At 63.2% G+C, this 13,815-nt stretch carries 10 protein-coding genes and 1 tRNA gene; 7 read left to right on the top strand and 4 right to left on the bottom strand.

Annotation, left to right across the window (positions count from 1 at the left end):
* Positions 1 to 172: 172 nt before the first annotated feature.
* Positions 173 to 1,702, bottom strand: coding sequence for an MDR family MFS transporter (locus Q0K62_RS04830; RefSeq protein WP_297316850.1), 1,530 nt, complete (start codon positions 1,700 to 1,702; stop codon positions 173 to 175).
* A gap of 113 nt (positions 1,703 to 1,815) precedes the next feature.
* Between Q0K62_RS04830 and Q0K62_RS04825 the strand changes: the two genes are divergently transcribed.
* From Q0K62_RS04825 to Q0K62_RS04795, 7 genes are all read left to right on the top strand, one after another.
* Positions 1,816 to 1,889, top strand: a tRNA-Val gene (locus Q0K62_RS04825).
* A gap of 121 nt (positions 1,890 to 2,010) precedes the next feature.
* Entirely contained in the window at positions 2,011 to 3,540 is a 1,530-nt protein-coding gene (locus Q0K62_RS04820; RefSeq protein WP_297316849.1) for a DivIVA domain-containing protein, read from the top strand.
* An 82-nt stretch (positions 3,541 to 3,622) separates the two neighbouring features.
* On the top strand, positions 3,623 to 4,891 hold the full coding sequence (gene dxr, locus Q0K62_RS04815; protein WP_297316848.1) for a 1-deoxy-D-xylulose-5-phosphate reductoisomerase: 1,269 nt from the start codon (positions 3,623 to 3,625) through the stop codon (positions 4,889 to 4,891).
* 11 nt (positions 4,892 to 4,902) lie between these two features.
* On the top strand, positions 4,903 to 6,147 hold the full coding sequence (gene ispG, locus Q0K62_RS04810) for a flavodoxin-dependent (E)-4-hydroxy-3-methylbut-2-enyl-diphosphate synthase (RefSeq protein WP_297316873.1): 1,245 nt from the start codon (positions 4,903 to 4,905) through the stop codon (positions 6,145 to 6,147).
* A gap of 100 nt (positions 6,148 to 6,247) precedes the next feature.
* The gene (locus tag Q0K62_RS04805; RefSeq protein WP_297316872.1) at positions 6,248 to 7,900 is read left to right on the top strand and encodes an alpha/beta hydrolase; all 1,653 of its coding nucleotides are present in this window, start codon (positions 6,248 to 6,250) and stop codon (positions 7,898 to 7,900) included.
* 21 nt (positions 7,901 to 7,921) lie between these two features.
* A complete protein-coding gene (gene recO, locus Q0K62_RS04800; RefSeq protein ID WP_297316847.1) occupies positions 7,922 to 8,644 on the top strand; it encodes a DNA repair protein RecO in 723 nt (240 codons plus the stop codon).
* Positions 8,645 to 8,646: 2 nt separating this feature from the next.
* Entirely contained in the window at positions 8,647 to 9,435 is a 789-nt protein-coding gene (locus tag Q0K62_RS04795; protein ID WP_297316846.1) for an isoprenyl transferase, read from the top strand.
* A 111-nt stretch (positions 9,436 to 9,546) separates the two neighbouring features.
* Here Q0K62_RS04795 and Q0K62_RS04790 read toward each other — a convergent pair whose 3' ends face one another.
* The 3 genes from Q0K62_RS04790 to Q0K62_RS04780 form a co-directional block, all read right to left on the bottom strand.
* Complete coding sequence (locus Q0K62_RS04790) at positions 9,547 to 11,067, bottom strand: sucrose-6-phosphate hydrolase (RefSeq protein WP_297316845.1); 1,521 nt, start codon at positions 11,065 to 11,067, stop codon at positions 9,547 to 9,549.
* A gap of 70 nt (positions 11,068 to 11,137) precedes the next feature.
* Complete coding sequence (locus tag Q0K62_RS04785) at positions 11,138 to 12,427, bottom strand: MFS transporter (protein ID WP_297316844.1); 1,290 nt, start codon at positions 12,425 to 12,427, stop codon at positions 11,138 to 11,140.
* Between the two features lie 181 nt (positions 12,428 to 12,608).
* Positions 12,609 to 13,667, bottom strand: coding sequence for a LacI family DNA-binding transcriptional regulator (locus tag Q0K62_RS04780; protein ID WP_297316843.1), 1,059 nt, complete (start codon positions 13,665 to 13,667; stop codon positions 12,609 to 12,611).
* Positions 13,668 to 13,815: the final 148 nt, after the last annotated feature.

The following is a 13,815-nucleotide window of genomic DNA, read 5'->3' as shown; positions in this document are numbered from 1 at the left end:
TCCCGCTCAGCACCCTTTCCATAACATGTTCTCCAGCACTTCTGGTTGGCGATGGGGAGGATGCGACAATGACGGACCGGCAAGTGGGAGTAAGCCCTCCAGCACCCATACGTGGGCTTGGCCGCTTTCCTGCTTGTGTGCGTGGTACCTGTTACTTGTCTACCGGCTACCGTCACCGGGGCATGTCGGTTGCCGTTTCCCCGGCGACGGCGGACTGCTGATACTCGGACAGGAGTGTCTTGGAACGGAGATCGAGCAGGTTGGCAACCAGTGCCAGAAGCAGGATGACAAGACCGGTCAGGAAGATCCAGTGCAGGCCGTCGAAGACGATGGATCGGGCTGGACCAAGCAGGGCGGCAGGAATCTGGTTGGCTGTGGCGGGGTTGATCATCCTGTCCATCATCTCGGCGGTTAGGCCTGGGTGGTCGGGGATCCTGTCGGCGATGACCGTGTTCATGACGATGCCGAAGATCGAGACCATCAGGGTCTGCCCCAGGGAACGTGCCAGGGTGTTGAAGCTGGTGGAGGCGCCCACATCACCGGCCGGGACCACGCTCTGTGCCGTGATGGTCGAGGTGGTGATGGCCAGGCCGAACCCGAAGCCGACGATGGCCGATATGACCAGGAAGACCCAGTAGGGGGTGACCAGGGGGACAGCCACATAGCAGATGCAGGCGGTCAGGATAAAAGCCAGGGCGATGTTGGTGGCCCGGTGCGGCGGGTGGCGCATGGTCAGGGGGCCGGCCAGGTAGGCGCCCAGGAGCCAGAGGATGGACGAGGGGGTCACGACGAATCCGCCCATGGCGGGGTTGAGTCCCATGACGGATTGCATCCAGATCGGCATGTAGGTGTCGAAGCCCATCAGAAAGCCGGCAATCAAAAGCATGCAGATGTTCTGGATGACGAAGGTCCGGTTGTAGAAGAGCCGCAGGGGGAGGATCGGGTCGGCCTGGTGCCTCTCGAGGCGCAGGAGGATGACGAAGACGACCACCGTGGCCAGACCCAGGATCCCCGGGGTCAGGAGGCCCTGACGCGAACCCAGGCTTTGCAAACCCAGCATGAGACAGATCAGTCCAAGGCTGAGCAGACCGATTCCCCGGTAATCGACCGGAGTCTTCCGGGGCTCGATGCGCTCGCTGAGGAAGACCTGGATCAGGATGATGACAATCAGGCCGATGGGAACATTGATGGCGAAGACCCAATGCCAGCTGAGTTGCTGGACGATGAACCCACCCAGGAGGGGGGCGATGATGGAGGCGATGCCCCAGGCTGATCCGTTCAGCCCGATCATCCCGGCCCGCTTGTCCAGGGGGTAGATGTCTGCCAGGACCGTGTAGGTCAGGGGCTGGATGGCTCCGGCACCCAGGCCTTGGAGAAGTCTGGCCCCGATCAGTTGCGGCATGGACTGGGAGAGGGCGCAGAGGCTGGACCCTATGACGAAGATCAGGAGGCCGATGGTCAGGAGGGGCTTGCGGCCGTATCTGTCGGAGAGTTTCCCATAGATGGGGGTGGTGACCGCGCACATGAGCAGGTATATGGAGTAGACCCAGTTCATGATGGAAAGGCCCCGCAGGTCGGAGATGATCGTGGGCATGGCCGTGGAGACGATGGTCCCCTCGATGGCCGTCATGAAGGTGGCGATGAAGACCGCGACCGTGACCAGGGTTACGTTGGTCTTCCTGGTTGACTTGTTTGCTGACACCTGAAACCTCGTCCTCAGTTTGGGAAAAGTCGCCCCTGTGGTGAATTCCTAGTGGATTATAACCGTCTTCGCCGGACCTGTCACAGGTGGAACTCTCTGCTATCATGTTTCTCGGTCCCGTAGCTCAGTTGGTTAGAGCGCCACCTTTACACGGTGGATGTCCCCGGTTCGAGTCCGAGCGGGACCACTCCTCCGATCGTGACCCCATCCGCCCGAGTCTGAACATTCAAGTAGAATCGTCTGCATTACCACCAGGATGGGTGGGTATGACGCCCATTGGCAAGAAAGGTCAGGAGGTCGATGTCCTGATGTCAGCAAGGTCTGATTCCGGCAGGAATGAAGCCACCATAGCCCGTGCGGGCAAGCGCCGGTACGGTTACGACACGGTACAGGTCGACGAGTTCCTGGACAAGGCCCACGCCCTCTATGAGAGTGAGGATCCGAGTCTGACCCAGGATCAGATCGCCAATGCCTCCTTCGCGCTCTGCAGGAACGGGTACGTCATCGCAGAGGTGGATGCCGCCTTGGCCCGCCTGGAACGTGCCATCTCCGACAGGAACGTCGCCGGGGAGATCAACCGGGCCGGCATGGAGGCCTGGACCGCGCGGATGGTGGGCCTGTATCGGAACCTGGAGCGGCACGCGGACCGGGACAGCGGGGCCGTCTTCGACCGTGGACTTCCCGGCAAGCCCTCCTATGACTGCAAGCAGGTCGAGCGTCTGATTTCCCAGGTCCTGGTCAGGATAGCCGGCGACCTTCACCTGGAGGATGCGGGCGGGACCGAAGGCAAGAAGGCCGTCGACATCACGTCGGACCGGATCTCGAATGTGATTTTCACCCAGCACAAGGGCAGGCACGGGTATGACGAACGCCAGGTGGACTATTACCTTTCCAAGGCAGTGGAGCTCCTCCAGCAGATGGAGTCCCTTGCCCGTCTGGGGCTTGACGGGAATGTACACCGTGATGCCCAAACTCAGGACGTCCCTGTCGACAATGCCCAGCCGGTGGCGATTCCGCCCGCCGGAAACCCCGCCGAGACTCAGACCATCAAGCCCCTGATCGGGCAGGAGCAGACGCCGGCCTGGCAGACGGACCAGGCCGGGTCCACGGCAGCTTCCGACCGATTGTACGCCCCGGCACCCGCCGTCAAGCCCCCGGAAACCGGCTCGACCGACTTCGCCCGGTTGCATGAGGCGGAACAGGCTATTTTCGAGCCAGCTCAGCAGGCTGCTTCCACCAGCACCGGTTCGGGCGCTGACCAGACAGGTGGCCAGGAATCTCCGGCTGCGGCTCAGCCCAGCGGTTCCCTGGGTGTCCTGGCCAGGTCGGCGGGCCACGACCAGGTCGGGACCGATGCCGGGGCCAGTGCAATCCCGGTCACCCCACCTGTCCAGTCCGCTCAATCGACTGGATCGGCTCCCACCTCTGGTCATGACTGGTCGACACCCCCATCCTTTGCGGCGTCCTCGTCCAGGACTCAGGAAAGGTCGTCCTTCGGTTCCCCGGTGGGGGGCAGTGGGCCCCTGTCGCCTCAAACTGAGACGAAGCCCACCTCCAGCCCCTGGAGCGGACCCAAGGAGGAGCCTGTGCGGCAGGGGAAGACGCAGGTGCCTTCGACGAGCGAGCCCAGTTGGGCCCGCCCCGTCTCAGAGGAGCCCATCGGGAAGCCCAAGAGCAAGCCGACGGAGCAGGATGCCGATTCCTACCTGGACTCCTTGGTGAACGCCGAGCTGCCCAAGATGGACATGGACCTGGATATTCCCGATATTTCCTTCCCCGTCTTCGAACGCGATGACAAGAAGGACCAGGATACCGGGGGCGAAGGTTCCCAGGACTAGGTCGATCTGTTGTGCGGCGGCCCCGATCAGGCGCGTCGCGTCAGAAGTTACGGTCCGAATGGACCATGGAAAGCGTGCGAGGATGATGAACGGTCATGACGAGGCCGGTACAGGGGTCGAGGACGGTCAGGCCCGGACCCTGGAGGATTGGACCGGTTCCCAAGGTGAGGGCTGGTCCAGAAGCCTGGTGATTCTCGGTTCCACCGGTTCCATCGGTACCCAGGCCCTGGATGTGGTGGGTCGTCACCCTGAACACTTCCGGGTGACGGGGCTGGCAGCAGGTGGCGGGCAGACGGACCTCCTTGCCAGGCAGGCCGTCCGGTTCGGTGCGGGGCGGATTGCCCTGGCTGATGACTCCAAGGTCGATGAGCTCCGGCAGGCCCTCTCCCAGGCCGGTGCCGGTCAGATCCAGGTGGATGCCGGCATGGATGCCGTCATTGCCCTGGCCGGGTCGGGGGCCGACCTGGTCCTGAACGGAATCACCGGATCAATAGGGCTCAGGCCATCCATCGCCGCCCTCCAGGCCGGTTCTCAGCTGGCCCTGGCCAACAAGGAATCGGTGGTCGCCGGTGGTCACCTTCTCTTCGATGCCCAGGTGCGCCCGGGGCAGATCAACCCGGTCGATTCCGAGCATTCGGCCATCTGGCAGTCCCTGCGTTCCGGCAGGTACGGGGAGGTGTCCCGGCTGGTCGTCACGGCCTCAGGTGGACCCTTCAGGGGTTGGACCAGGGACCAGATGGAGGGGATCACGCCCGACCAGGCCCTGAACCACCCCACCTGGAAGATGGGCCCTGTGGTCACCATCAACTCCTCGACCATGGTCAACAAGGGACTTGAGGTCATTGAGGCCAGCAGGCTCTTCCGCATCCCCCAGGAACGGATATCGGTGGCCGTCCACCCGCAGTCCCTGGTCCATTCCATGGTCGAATTCCGGGATGGGGCCACGATCTGCCAGGCCTCGCCCCCGGACATGCGTCTGCCCATCGCCCTGGGCCTGTCGGCCCCCCAACGGCTGGGAGATGTTGCCGCCCCCTGTGACTGGACCCAGGCCGCCCAATGGACATTCGAACCGCTTGATGACCAGGTCTTCCCGGCTGTCGGTCTCGCCAGGCGGGCCCTGGACTCCTCGGAGGGGATGACCGCCGTCTTCAACGCGGCCAACGAACAGGCCGTCCAGGCCTTCCTCGACAGGCGTCTGCCCTATCTGGGCATCGTCGACACGGTGGAGAGGGTCATGGACCAGATGGCCGACTCCCATCTGTCACGAACTTTCACATCCGTGGAGGTAATGGAGCAAGTCGAGCGGGAAGCTCGTCGACGTGCCGATGCTTTGATAGACATGGCTCCGTGACTAGCAATGAGATGTTCGATCATGAAAGGCCCTCGGACGGTGGTCGACCGGACCGGGTGAAGGACTCGGGATTCCGCAAGACAGGTGACCAGGCCATCAGCGAGACCCCCCTCCATCCCCGGCGCAAGTCCCGGAGGATCATGGTGGGGCCGGTGCCTGTGGGCGGTGGTGCCCCCATATCGGTCCAGTCGATGACCAATACGGTCACGGCCGACATCAACGCCACCCTCCAGCAGATCGCCGAGCTGGCCGCCGCGGGGTGCGACATCGTCCGCGTGGCCGTTCCCAGTCAGGACGATGCCGACGCCCTCCCCATCATCACGAAGAAGTCGCCCATCCCGGTCATCGCGGACATCCACTTCCAGAGCCGGTACGTCTTCCAGGCCATCGATGCCGGTTGCGCGGCGGTCCGGGTCAACCCGGGCAACATCCGCAAGTTCGATGAGGTCGGCCCGGAAATCTGCAAGGCGGCCACCGACGCGGGCATCTCCCTGAGAATCGGCGTCAACGCCGGCAGTCTGGACAAGGACATCTATGCCAGGTACGGCGGGCCCACCCCCGAGGCCCTGGTCGAGTCGGCCATGAAAGAGGCCCATATGTTCGAGGATGTGGGTTTCCACGATTTCAAGATATCCGTCAAACACCACGACCCGGTCACCATGGTCCAGACCTATCGGCTCCTGGCCTCCAAGGGGGACTGGCCCCTTCACCTGGGTGTGACCGAGGCGGGGCCGTCCTGGCAGGGGACCATCAAGTCCTGCCTGGCCTTCGGCGCCCTTTTGGCCGAGGGGATCGGCGACACGATCAGGGTCTCCCTGTCGGCGCCCCCCGTCGAGGAGGTCAAGGTGGGCTGCAAGATCCTGGAGTATCTGGGTCTGCGCCAACGGCACTTCGACATCATCTCCTGCCCCAGCTGCGGCCGGGCCCAGGTGGATGTGATCGAGCTGGCCCGGGAGGTCACGGAGGGGCTCAAGGACATCACGGCCCCGATCAGGGTCGCCGTCATGGGATGCATCGTCAACGGTCCCGGTGAAGCCCGCGAGGCCGATCTTGGTGTGGCCTCAGGCAACGGCAAGGGGCAGATCATCATCAAGGGCAAGGTGGTCCAGACCGTGCCGGAGGACCAGATTGTCCCCACCCTCCTGGAGCGGGCCCGCACCATGGCAGACGACATGGAGGCCCAGGCGGCCGCCGCGGGGGAGACCATGCCGACCATGGGTCCCACGGTGGTTCCGGTGACCGGCAAGGCCAGCTGAGGGGAGCCAATCCCGGTTGAAGGCTACAATGTCCTACGTGTCAACTGAGGATGAGCAGCAGCCGAACCCGCCCGTCAGGTGGAGTGGGGTGAGGCGGATCATGACCAGCCTGCCCATCTTCGTCATACTCATGGGCATCCTGGTCTCCGTCTCGCATCTGACGGCCGTTCCCTGGAAATACGAGCCCGTGGACCAGAACCTCCCCACCCTGACCTCCGACACCTCGGTCACCTTCGATAACCCGTCGGGAAGCCGCCTGGATCGGATGGGGGACTATAAGGTCGGCGCCCACCATGAAACCCTGACGGCGGTCCAGCCCGGAACCGGGGAGAAGCAGAGGATCAAGGTCCTGATCAGGGTGCCCCGGGGAGCCCGGGGTACGCGACCGGCTGTGGTATTCATGCACGGGGCAGGGTACGGCACCTGTGACAACTCCTTCGCGGATGTGGCCGAATCCCTGTCCTCGGCCGGTTTCGTCACAGCCGTCCTGGACAAGCCGGTATGGTCGACCACCGATGCCAACAGGGATTACCCCGCCTCGGCCAAGGCCTATGAGCAGGTCGCCGACCTGCTGCGTGCCAGAGCCGATGTGGACCCCGCCAAGGTGGGTATCTACGCCACCAGCGAGAGCACCTGGATAGCCGCCTACCTGCTTAGCCTGGACCACAAGGTGGCCTTCCAGATCCTGCTCAGCCCCATGGTCCATTCCCCCCGGCATGCCCTGGGTTTCTTCGTGGCCCAGGACTTCGCCATCGCCGGGGCCAACCAGGGCTACCAGTCCGTGGTCCGACGGCTCTTCAGCACGGATGCGTCCCTGACCGGGTTGGGCAATCTGGATATCGACCCGACCGACCGGTATACCTATGCCATCCCGACCCTCCTGGCCTACGGGGCCAAAGATGTGATGACGGCCCAGGTGGAGGGGGCCCAGAAGGTCCTGGCCGAGGCCCACAAGGCGGGCAACGAGAACGTGACCATCCGTTCCTATGCGGTTTCCAACCACGTGCTGAGGTTGGGTGACGAGGCCAACACGGGCACCCCCCTGGCCGACCACTACCAGACCGATATGACCAACTGGGCGGTGGGTCAGGCCATGGGCCTCAGACAGACCAGCCCCAGCGTGGGCGGGGCCACCATCCACCAGTCCATTGCCGTGCCGACGGACCTGAGGGGCAGGCCCACACTGACCGTATACATGCTCACCCTCCACCTGCTCACCCTCTTGCTCCTTCTGGCCTCCCTGGTCATGGCCCTGGTGGCCGGCGGGATCAAGATCCACCATCTGATTCGGCATCGTGGGCCCGTTCTGGGCTTCTCCCACGGTTTCGGCGGCTCCCTGACCACGGTCACCGGCACCACCCTTGCCTCTCTGGTCCTCTTCATCGCCGGTCTGGGCCAGGTCATCATGGCCCTGGTCAGACTGGGTTGGGGAGGGGTGCCGGACCCGGCCGGGGTCAGTTACTGGAGCTGGCCGGTCATCCAGGTGGTCTGTGCCCTGGTCATCTGGGCCTGGTCCAGGATCTTCGCTCGGATGGCCGAGGTGGCCTCCCTGAAAGGCGTGTCCCAGATACCATCGCAGATCAAGCGGCGCAAGGCCGGCGGTCCCAGCATCGCCCAGCAGATGCAGACCAACGACCCCCAACCCGTCGTGGCCTCGACCGGTCTGGGGAAGGCCCTCTTCGTCGTCACCACCCTGGCCATGTTCGGGGTTCTGCTGATCTTCGCCTTCTGGGGCCTCTTCATCTACTACTGATCCGCACACAAGGGAGCTGTCATGGCCATCTATCGTGACGAGGGCATGGTCCTCAGAACGGTCAAGCTTGGCGAGGCGGACCGGATCGTCACCATACTGACCCGAGGGCACGGCAAGATCAGGGCCGTGGCCAAAGGTGTCCGGCGGACCAGGTCACGTTTCGGCGCCCGCCTGGAACCCTTCATGCGCGATGACCTCCTCATAGCCCAGGGCCGCAACCTCGACATCGTCTCCCAGGCATCCTCCCTGGCCACCTATGCGGATTCCATCTGCGCCGACTACGACCTCTACGCCAACGGGGGCGTCATCCTGGAGACGGTCGACAAGTTGATCACCGGTGAGGACCAGCCCGCAGCCGATCAGTACGGCCTCCTGGTGGCCGCCCTGGCCTCCCTGGCGGCACACCGGCACGACCCCCGGGCCATCTCCGCCTCATACCTGCTCCGGGCCCTGGCCCTGGCCGGGTGGCGTCCCCGGCTGGACTCCTGTCTGGTCTGCGGGAGGGAGGACGACCTGACCCACTGCTCCATATCCGGTGGAGGGGTCATGTGCAGTGCCGACCGAACCACGGAGGCCATACGGGTGGATTCGGTGACCCTGGACCAGTTCCGCGCCCTGAGCCGGGGCGACTGGCGGACCCTGGGCAGCGGCCCTCTGACCCCCCTGTGCGACCAGCTTGTTGAGAAATGGGGGGAATATTACCTGGAACGGCCCATCCATTCCCTACGACTATTAGATTCGTGACCATGAGTTTTGACCAGGTCGACTACACCTCCCTTGATGTGCCCCGGGCGCCCTTCTCCGACCCGGACCGCATCCCCGACTTCCCCAAGGGATCCGTCCCTCGGCATGTGGGCATCATCATGGACGGGAACGGACGCTGGGCCAAGCAGAGAGGAATGGAACGCACCCAGGGCCACCGGGCGGCCGAACCCGTGGTCTTCGATACGATCGCCGGGGCCATCGAGGCCGGGGTGCGCTACCTGAGCCTGTACACCTTTTCGACCGAAAACTGGAAGCGCTCGCCATCGGAGGTCCGCTTCCTGATGGGATTCTCCCGGGACATCATCCACCGTCGTGTGGCCCAGATGGACGAGTGGGGGGTGCGTGTGCGCTGGTCGGGTCGGCGGCCCAGACTCTGGAAGTCCGTCATCGACGAGCTTGAGGTGGCCATGGACCGGACCCGACGCAACAAGGTCATCGACGTGGTCTTCTGCATCAATTACGGTGGTCGTGCCGAGCTGGCCGATGCCGCCACCGCCATAGCCCGGGAGGCCTCCCAGGGGAGGATCACCGGCTCCAGGGTGACCGAGAAGATGATCGCCGAGCACCTGTACAACCCCGACATCCCTGATTGCGATCTGGTGGTCAGGACCTCGGGGGAGTACCGGACCAGCAACTTCCTGCCCTGGGAGGCGGCCTACGCGGAGTTGGTCTTCACGCCCGAACTCTTCCCTGACTGTGGCAGGGAGGTTCTCTGGAAGGCCATCGGCCAGTATGTCAGCCGTGACCGTCGCTTCGGCGGGGCCGAATAGGAGGCCGGGGCATATCCTCTCGGGGAGGATGGCAGCGTCACCGAACCAAGCGACCCCGACGACCGGTCATATGGCCGGTCGTCGGGGTCGCTGCGTATGCACCGGGGTGGTTTACTTGTCGGGGGTCTCCCAGATCGTATCCAGGTCGGAGATGGTCAGGGAGGAGATATGGGCAGGGCCCTCACCGGATTCGCTGAAGAGCCTGATCGCCCTGGGGCCCTCGGCCGGGAAGCTGTAGGAGCTCATGGCCTCCAACCCGTCGTTGACGTAGACCTCCACGGATCCCCGGTCCAGGATGATGCGCAGCTTGACCTGGTCGGCGTGGCCGTCAAGCGGGGCGGTCCTGTAGCCCTTGTCTCCGTATGTGTTGCAGTGGCGGTCCAGGACGACACGACCCAGCTGGTCATCATAGCAGACCATGGTGTGGCCACCGTTTTCGGTGGCGTGGACCTCCAGGCCGACCCGCTCGGTCCGGTTCCTGTCCAGGTCGATGGTCATCTCGATATCCGCCGTGTGGGCGTCCTCGACCAGGGTCCTGGTCTCGTTGACACCCAGGTCGATCGGTCCCAGATCCCTGGTCTGTCGGCGCAGGCGGGAGAATTCGGCCACGGGTCGGGTGCGCAGGTGGTCCCCGGCCAGGGTCACCTCGCGGGGGAGGGTGAACTGGCCGCACCACCCGTCATCCTGCATGGGGATGGGCTCGGTGAAGGGACTCATCCATCCGAAGACCAGACGCCGGCCGTCGGGGGCCTCCATGGTCTGCGGTGCATAGTAGTTCTGACCCAGGTCCCAAAGGTGGAAGTCGGTTTCCTGGTGGAAGTCACCACCGGGCCGCCAGGTGCCGATCACGTATCCGGCGTTGTTGTGGTTGCGCTGGTCGAACCCGTGGGGCTTGGTCCCCATGGCCGAGTAGCAGATGACCCACTTGTCCTCCAGGGGGAACATGTCCGGGCATTCCAGCATGAAGACATCAGGATCGGGGTGCCGGTAAATGACCCGGTCGAAGCTCCAGTGTTCCATGTCCTGGGATTGATACATCCAGATTTCGCCCCGGTGCCGGGGGTTGCTGACCCCGAAGACCATGAACCAGGTGCTGCCCTGCTTCCATACCTTGGGATCGCGGAAGTGAAGGATCCTGTCGTCGGGGCAGGGAACGACCACGCCCTTCTTCTCAAAGTGGATGCCATCGGAGGAAACCGCCATGCATTGTTCCTGCAGATTGCCCTCATCCTCGTTTACCCCGTTGCGCCAGCGGTGACCGGTGTAGTAGATGACCAGGCGTCCGTCATCGGCCACGACGGCCGATCCGGAGAAGACCCCGTCCTTTTCGGCCTCGAGACTGGGGGCCATGGCCAGGGGTTCGCGGCGCCAGGTGACCAGGTCCTCGCTGGATACGTGGCCCCAGTGCATGAGCCCCCATCGGGTTCCGTAAGGGTAGAGCTGGAAGTAGGCCTGGTAGCGACCCTTGAAGTAGCTCAGGCCGTTCGGGTCGTTGATCCATCCCGCCTTGGAGGCTATGTGGCAGAGGGGATACCAACGGTCGTTCCGGTCCTGGAAGAGTTCGTCGATTCCCCGCTGCGCCTGTTCCAGCTGGGTGTGCATGTCGCCTTGTTCTATTGTCATCTGGTTCATCCTTGAGCCTTCCTGTCCTTCCCGTGGTCGAAACGACCCGGGAAGGACCATCGTGTTCGGTTTGTATTTGTCAGGCTATGGCCTTGGCTTTTTGCGAATCCCGTATGAAGGGGTCCCCATCCACCTGCTGGTCATCGCGCTTGAGCACGAAGAAGCCGTAGATCAGCGCCAGCAGGACCACCAGTGAAATCGTGTAGAAGGTGGTCCTGTCGCCGGTCTTGTCGTGGAGGATTCCCAGCGGTGTGGACAGGACAACCTGCCCTACCTGGGAGGCGATCTGGAAGCCCACCATGTAGAGGGTGGCCGAGAGCTTGGGGTTGAAGTGGAGGGTGAAGTACCTGAAGGCCGGCAGGCAGAAGAGCGGCACCTCGATGGAGTGGAAGAGCTTGACCACCGAGACCGTTATCGGGTCATGGAAGAATCCGCACAGGCCGATCCTGGCGAACATGACCGTGGCACCCAGGAGGAGGGAGTTGCGGACACCGATCTTACGCATGATGACGGGTACCACCCCCATCATGGCCGACTCCAGAAAGACCTGGAAGGAGTTGAGGATCCCATAGACCTCGTTGCCCCTGGCCGCGGTGGGGAAGAGGTTGGCATAGTAGGTCGGGAACATCTGCTGGTCGAAGACGGTGTAGAAGGTGTTGGTGAAGATCATGAAGACAATCAGGAGCCAGAGGGTCGGCATGCCCAGGACGTGCAGCATGTCGTGCAAGGAAGGTTGGGACTTCTCGCCCGCCGGGGTGGATTCTTTCCTGATCTCCTCGCGCTGCTCATCGGGAATCCAGAAGAGGTAGACCAGGAGCATGCAGAGACCGAAGACGGAGCCCAGCCAGAAGTTGATCATCGGGTTGATGTTGAAGGCGAATCCCGCGACCAGGGCCACGATGGCGTACCCGAAGGAACCCCAGGCACGGGACTGACCGTATTCGAATCCGAACTTGCGGCTGTAGCGTTCGGTGATGGCCTCGATCAGGGAGCAGCCCGACATGAATCCGGCGGAGAGGACAATGGCGCCCAGGATGGCGCCCAGGATCATGTTGGAGTGCATGAGCGGGGCGTAGATGAACTGGACGAAGGGCCCGACCAGCGCCGCTATTGCCGCGATGAAGATGGCCAGACGCCGCTTGACGCCGAGCTCGTCCTGGATGACCCCGTAGACGAACATGATGATCAGCGTGGCCACGGAGTTGATGGAGTAGATGTTGCCGACCTGGGTGTTGGTCATGCCAAGGCCGGTGACCAGCCACCGCTGGTAGAAGGACCACCAGATGCCCCAGGCGCAGAAGAAGAAGAATATACCGGTGGAGGATTCCAGGTAGGATGGGTTTCTCCACATTGACGTTTTTCCGACCATACCCTTGTCTCTTTCTCTTTCTCGTGGCGCTCCGCATCTCTGCGAAGTCGGGATCCGGGGTAGTGTTCCAACATTGGCGGATCCTGTCACCACATCATAGGGCGTCAATCGATTTACGTCAAACGATTGACTGTGGTGGCCCGGAACCGGGCAAATGATGATGAAGACCGGGAGGGAAAGGTCAGCGGGATCGTGCATCCGCCCTGGCGGAGTCCTTGACGACCAGACGGCAGTGGATTCGGGTCGGCTCTTCCGCGTCCAGGGGGGGAAGTGGTGCCCGGGTCTGTGGCCAGGGAAGGGTGGAGAAGTCGGAATCCCCAATCAGGTCCATGAGTTTGCGTGCCGCCCAATATCCCATCTCATAATGGGGCAGTTCGACCGTGGTCAGCCGTGGTGCGGTCGTTTCGGCCATGACCGGGTGGTTGTCCACCCCCACCAGGCTGATGTCACGGCCGATGGACAGGTGCCTGGCCGCTGCGATCTGATAGACATAGAAGGACCGGGAATCGTTGAAGCAGAAGAAGCCGTCCGGTGAGGCACGGTCGACCAGGGCACCGACCGTGTCCAGGGCCTCCTGGTTGAAACCCACCTTGCAGACCAGACCCGGGTCCTTGGACAGACCGGACTCATGCAGGGCGGCCTCGTACCCCCGTTGCCTATCCACCTGGGCGGGAAGGTCCTGGGTGGTCCCGATATAGGCGATCCTCCGACAACCGGACTCAATCAAGTGACGGGTGGCGTCGTATCCGATAAGGTACTCATCGGGGGCGATGCTGGGACAACGGTCCCGGGATTCCAGGGCATTCACCACCACCGATGGGCTGGAGCGCAAGGGGGATGGCAGGTCAACCACCTGGTCGTACATCTTGGCGTAGAGGAATCCGTCCACCCCATAGCGTTTCAGGGCTTGGATCTGCTCGGGTTCCCGGTCGCTTCCGTCGGTTGAAACGGTCAGAAGCACATATCCGCGTGTCGAGGCCGAGTCCTGCGCCCCCTTGATGATGGCACCCGCATAGGGGGTCGTGGCCACTTCCTCGCTGATGAATCCCAGCATGCCGGTTCGGCTGGTCCGCAATGACCTTGCCATGGGATTGGGGTGGTATCCCAACCGCTTGGCGGTTCGTCGTATGGCCTTGGCGGTCTCCGACTTGACCCGACCCCGGTCGCGATTGTTCAGAACCAGGGAGACCGTGGAGACGGATACCCCTGTTTCCGTGGCGATCTGTTTCATCGTAATCACGGGAGCACCTCTATACTCATATTCGTCTCCGGCCGTGCCCATTGAACCCTGACCCTTCGCGGAAGGGCGGGGGCGGTCGGCCAGTCCTTACTCAATCATCCGAGAGGATGTCGTCGATCAGCTCAACCTTCCGGTGAATCTGGTTCCG

The sequence above is a fragment of the uncultured Bifidobacterium sp. genome (genome assembly GCF_945269915.1).
GTDB lineage: Bacteria > Actinomycetota > Actinomycetes > Actinomycetales > Bifidobacteriaceae > Bombiscardovia > Bombiscardovia indica.
This window is presented reverse-complemented; position numbering and strand designations above follow the sequence as displayed.

Excerpts from the sequence above, each read along its gene's own strand:
- Q0K62_RS04820 (WP_297316849.1), top strand. The coding sequence starts at position 2,011 with ATGTCAGCAAGGTCTGATTCCGGCAGGAATGAAGCCACCATAGCCCGT.
- dxr (WP_297316848.1), top strand. The coding sequence starts at position 3,623 with ATGATGAACGGTCATGACGAGGCCGGTACAGGGGTCGAGGACGGTCAG.
- ispG (WP_297316873.1), top strand. The coding sequence starts at position 4,903 with ATGTTCGATCATGAAAGGCCCTCGGACGGTGGTCGACCGGACCGGGTG.
- Q0K62_RS04805 (WP_297316872.1), top strand. The coding sequence starts at position 6,248 with ATGACCAGCCTGCCCATCTTCGTCATACTCATGGGCATCCTGGTCTCC.
- recO (WP_297316847.1), top strand. The coding sequence starts at position 7,922 with ATGGCCATCTATCGTGACGAGGGCATGGTCCTCAGAACGGTCAAGCTT.
- Q0K62_RS04795 (WP_297316846.1), top strand. The coding sequence starts at position 8,647 with ATGAGTTTTGACCAGGTCGACTACACCTCCCTTGATGTGCCCCGGGCG.
- Q0K62_RS04790 (WP_297316845.1), bottom strand. The coding sequence starts at position 11,067 with ATGAACCAGATGACAATAGAACAAGGCGACATGCACACCCAGCTGGAA.
- Q0K62_RS04785 (WP_297316844.1), bottom strand. The coding sequence starts at position 12,427 with ATGGTCGGAAAAACGTCAATGTGGAGAAACCCATCCTACCTGGAATCC.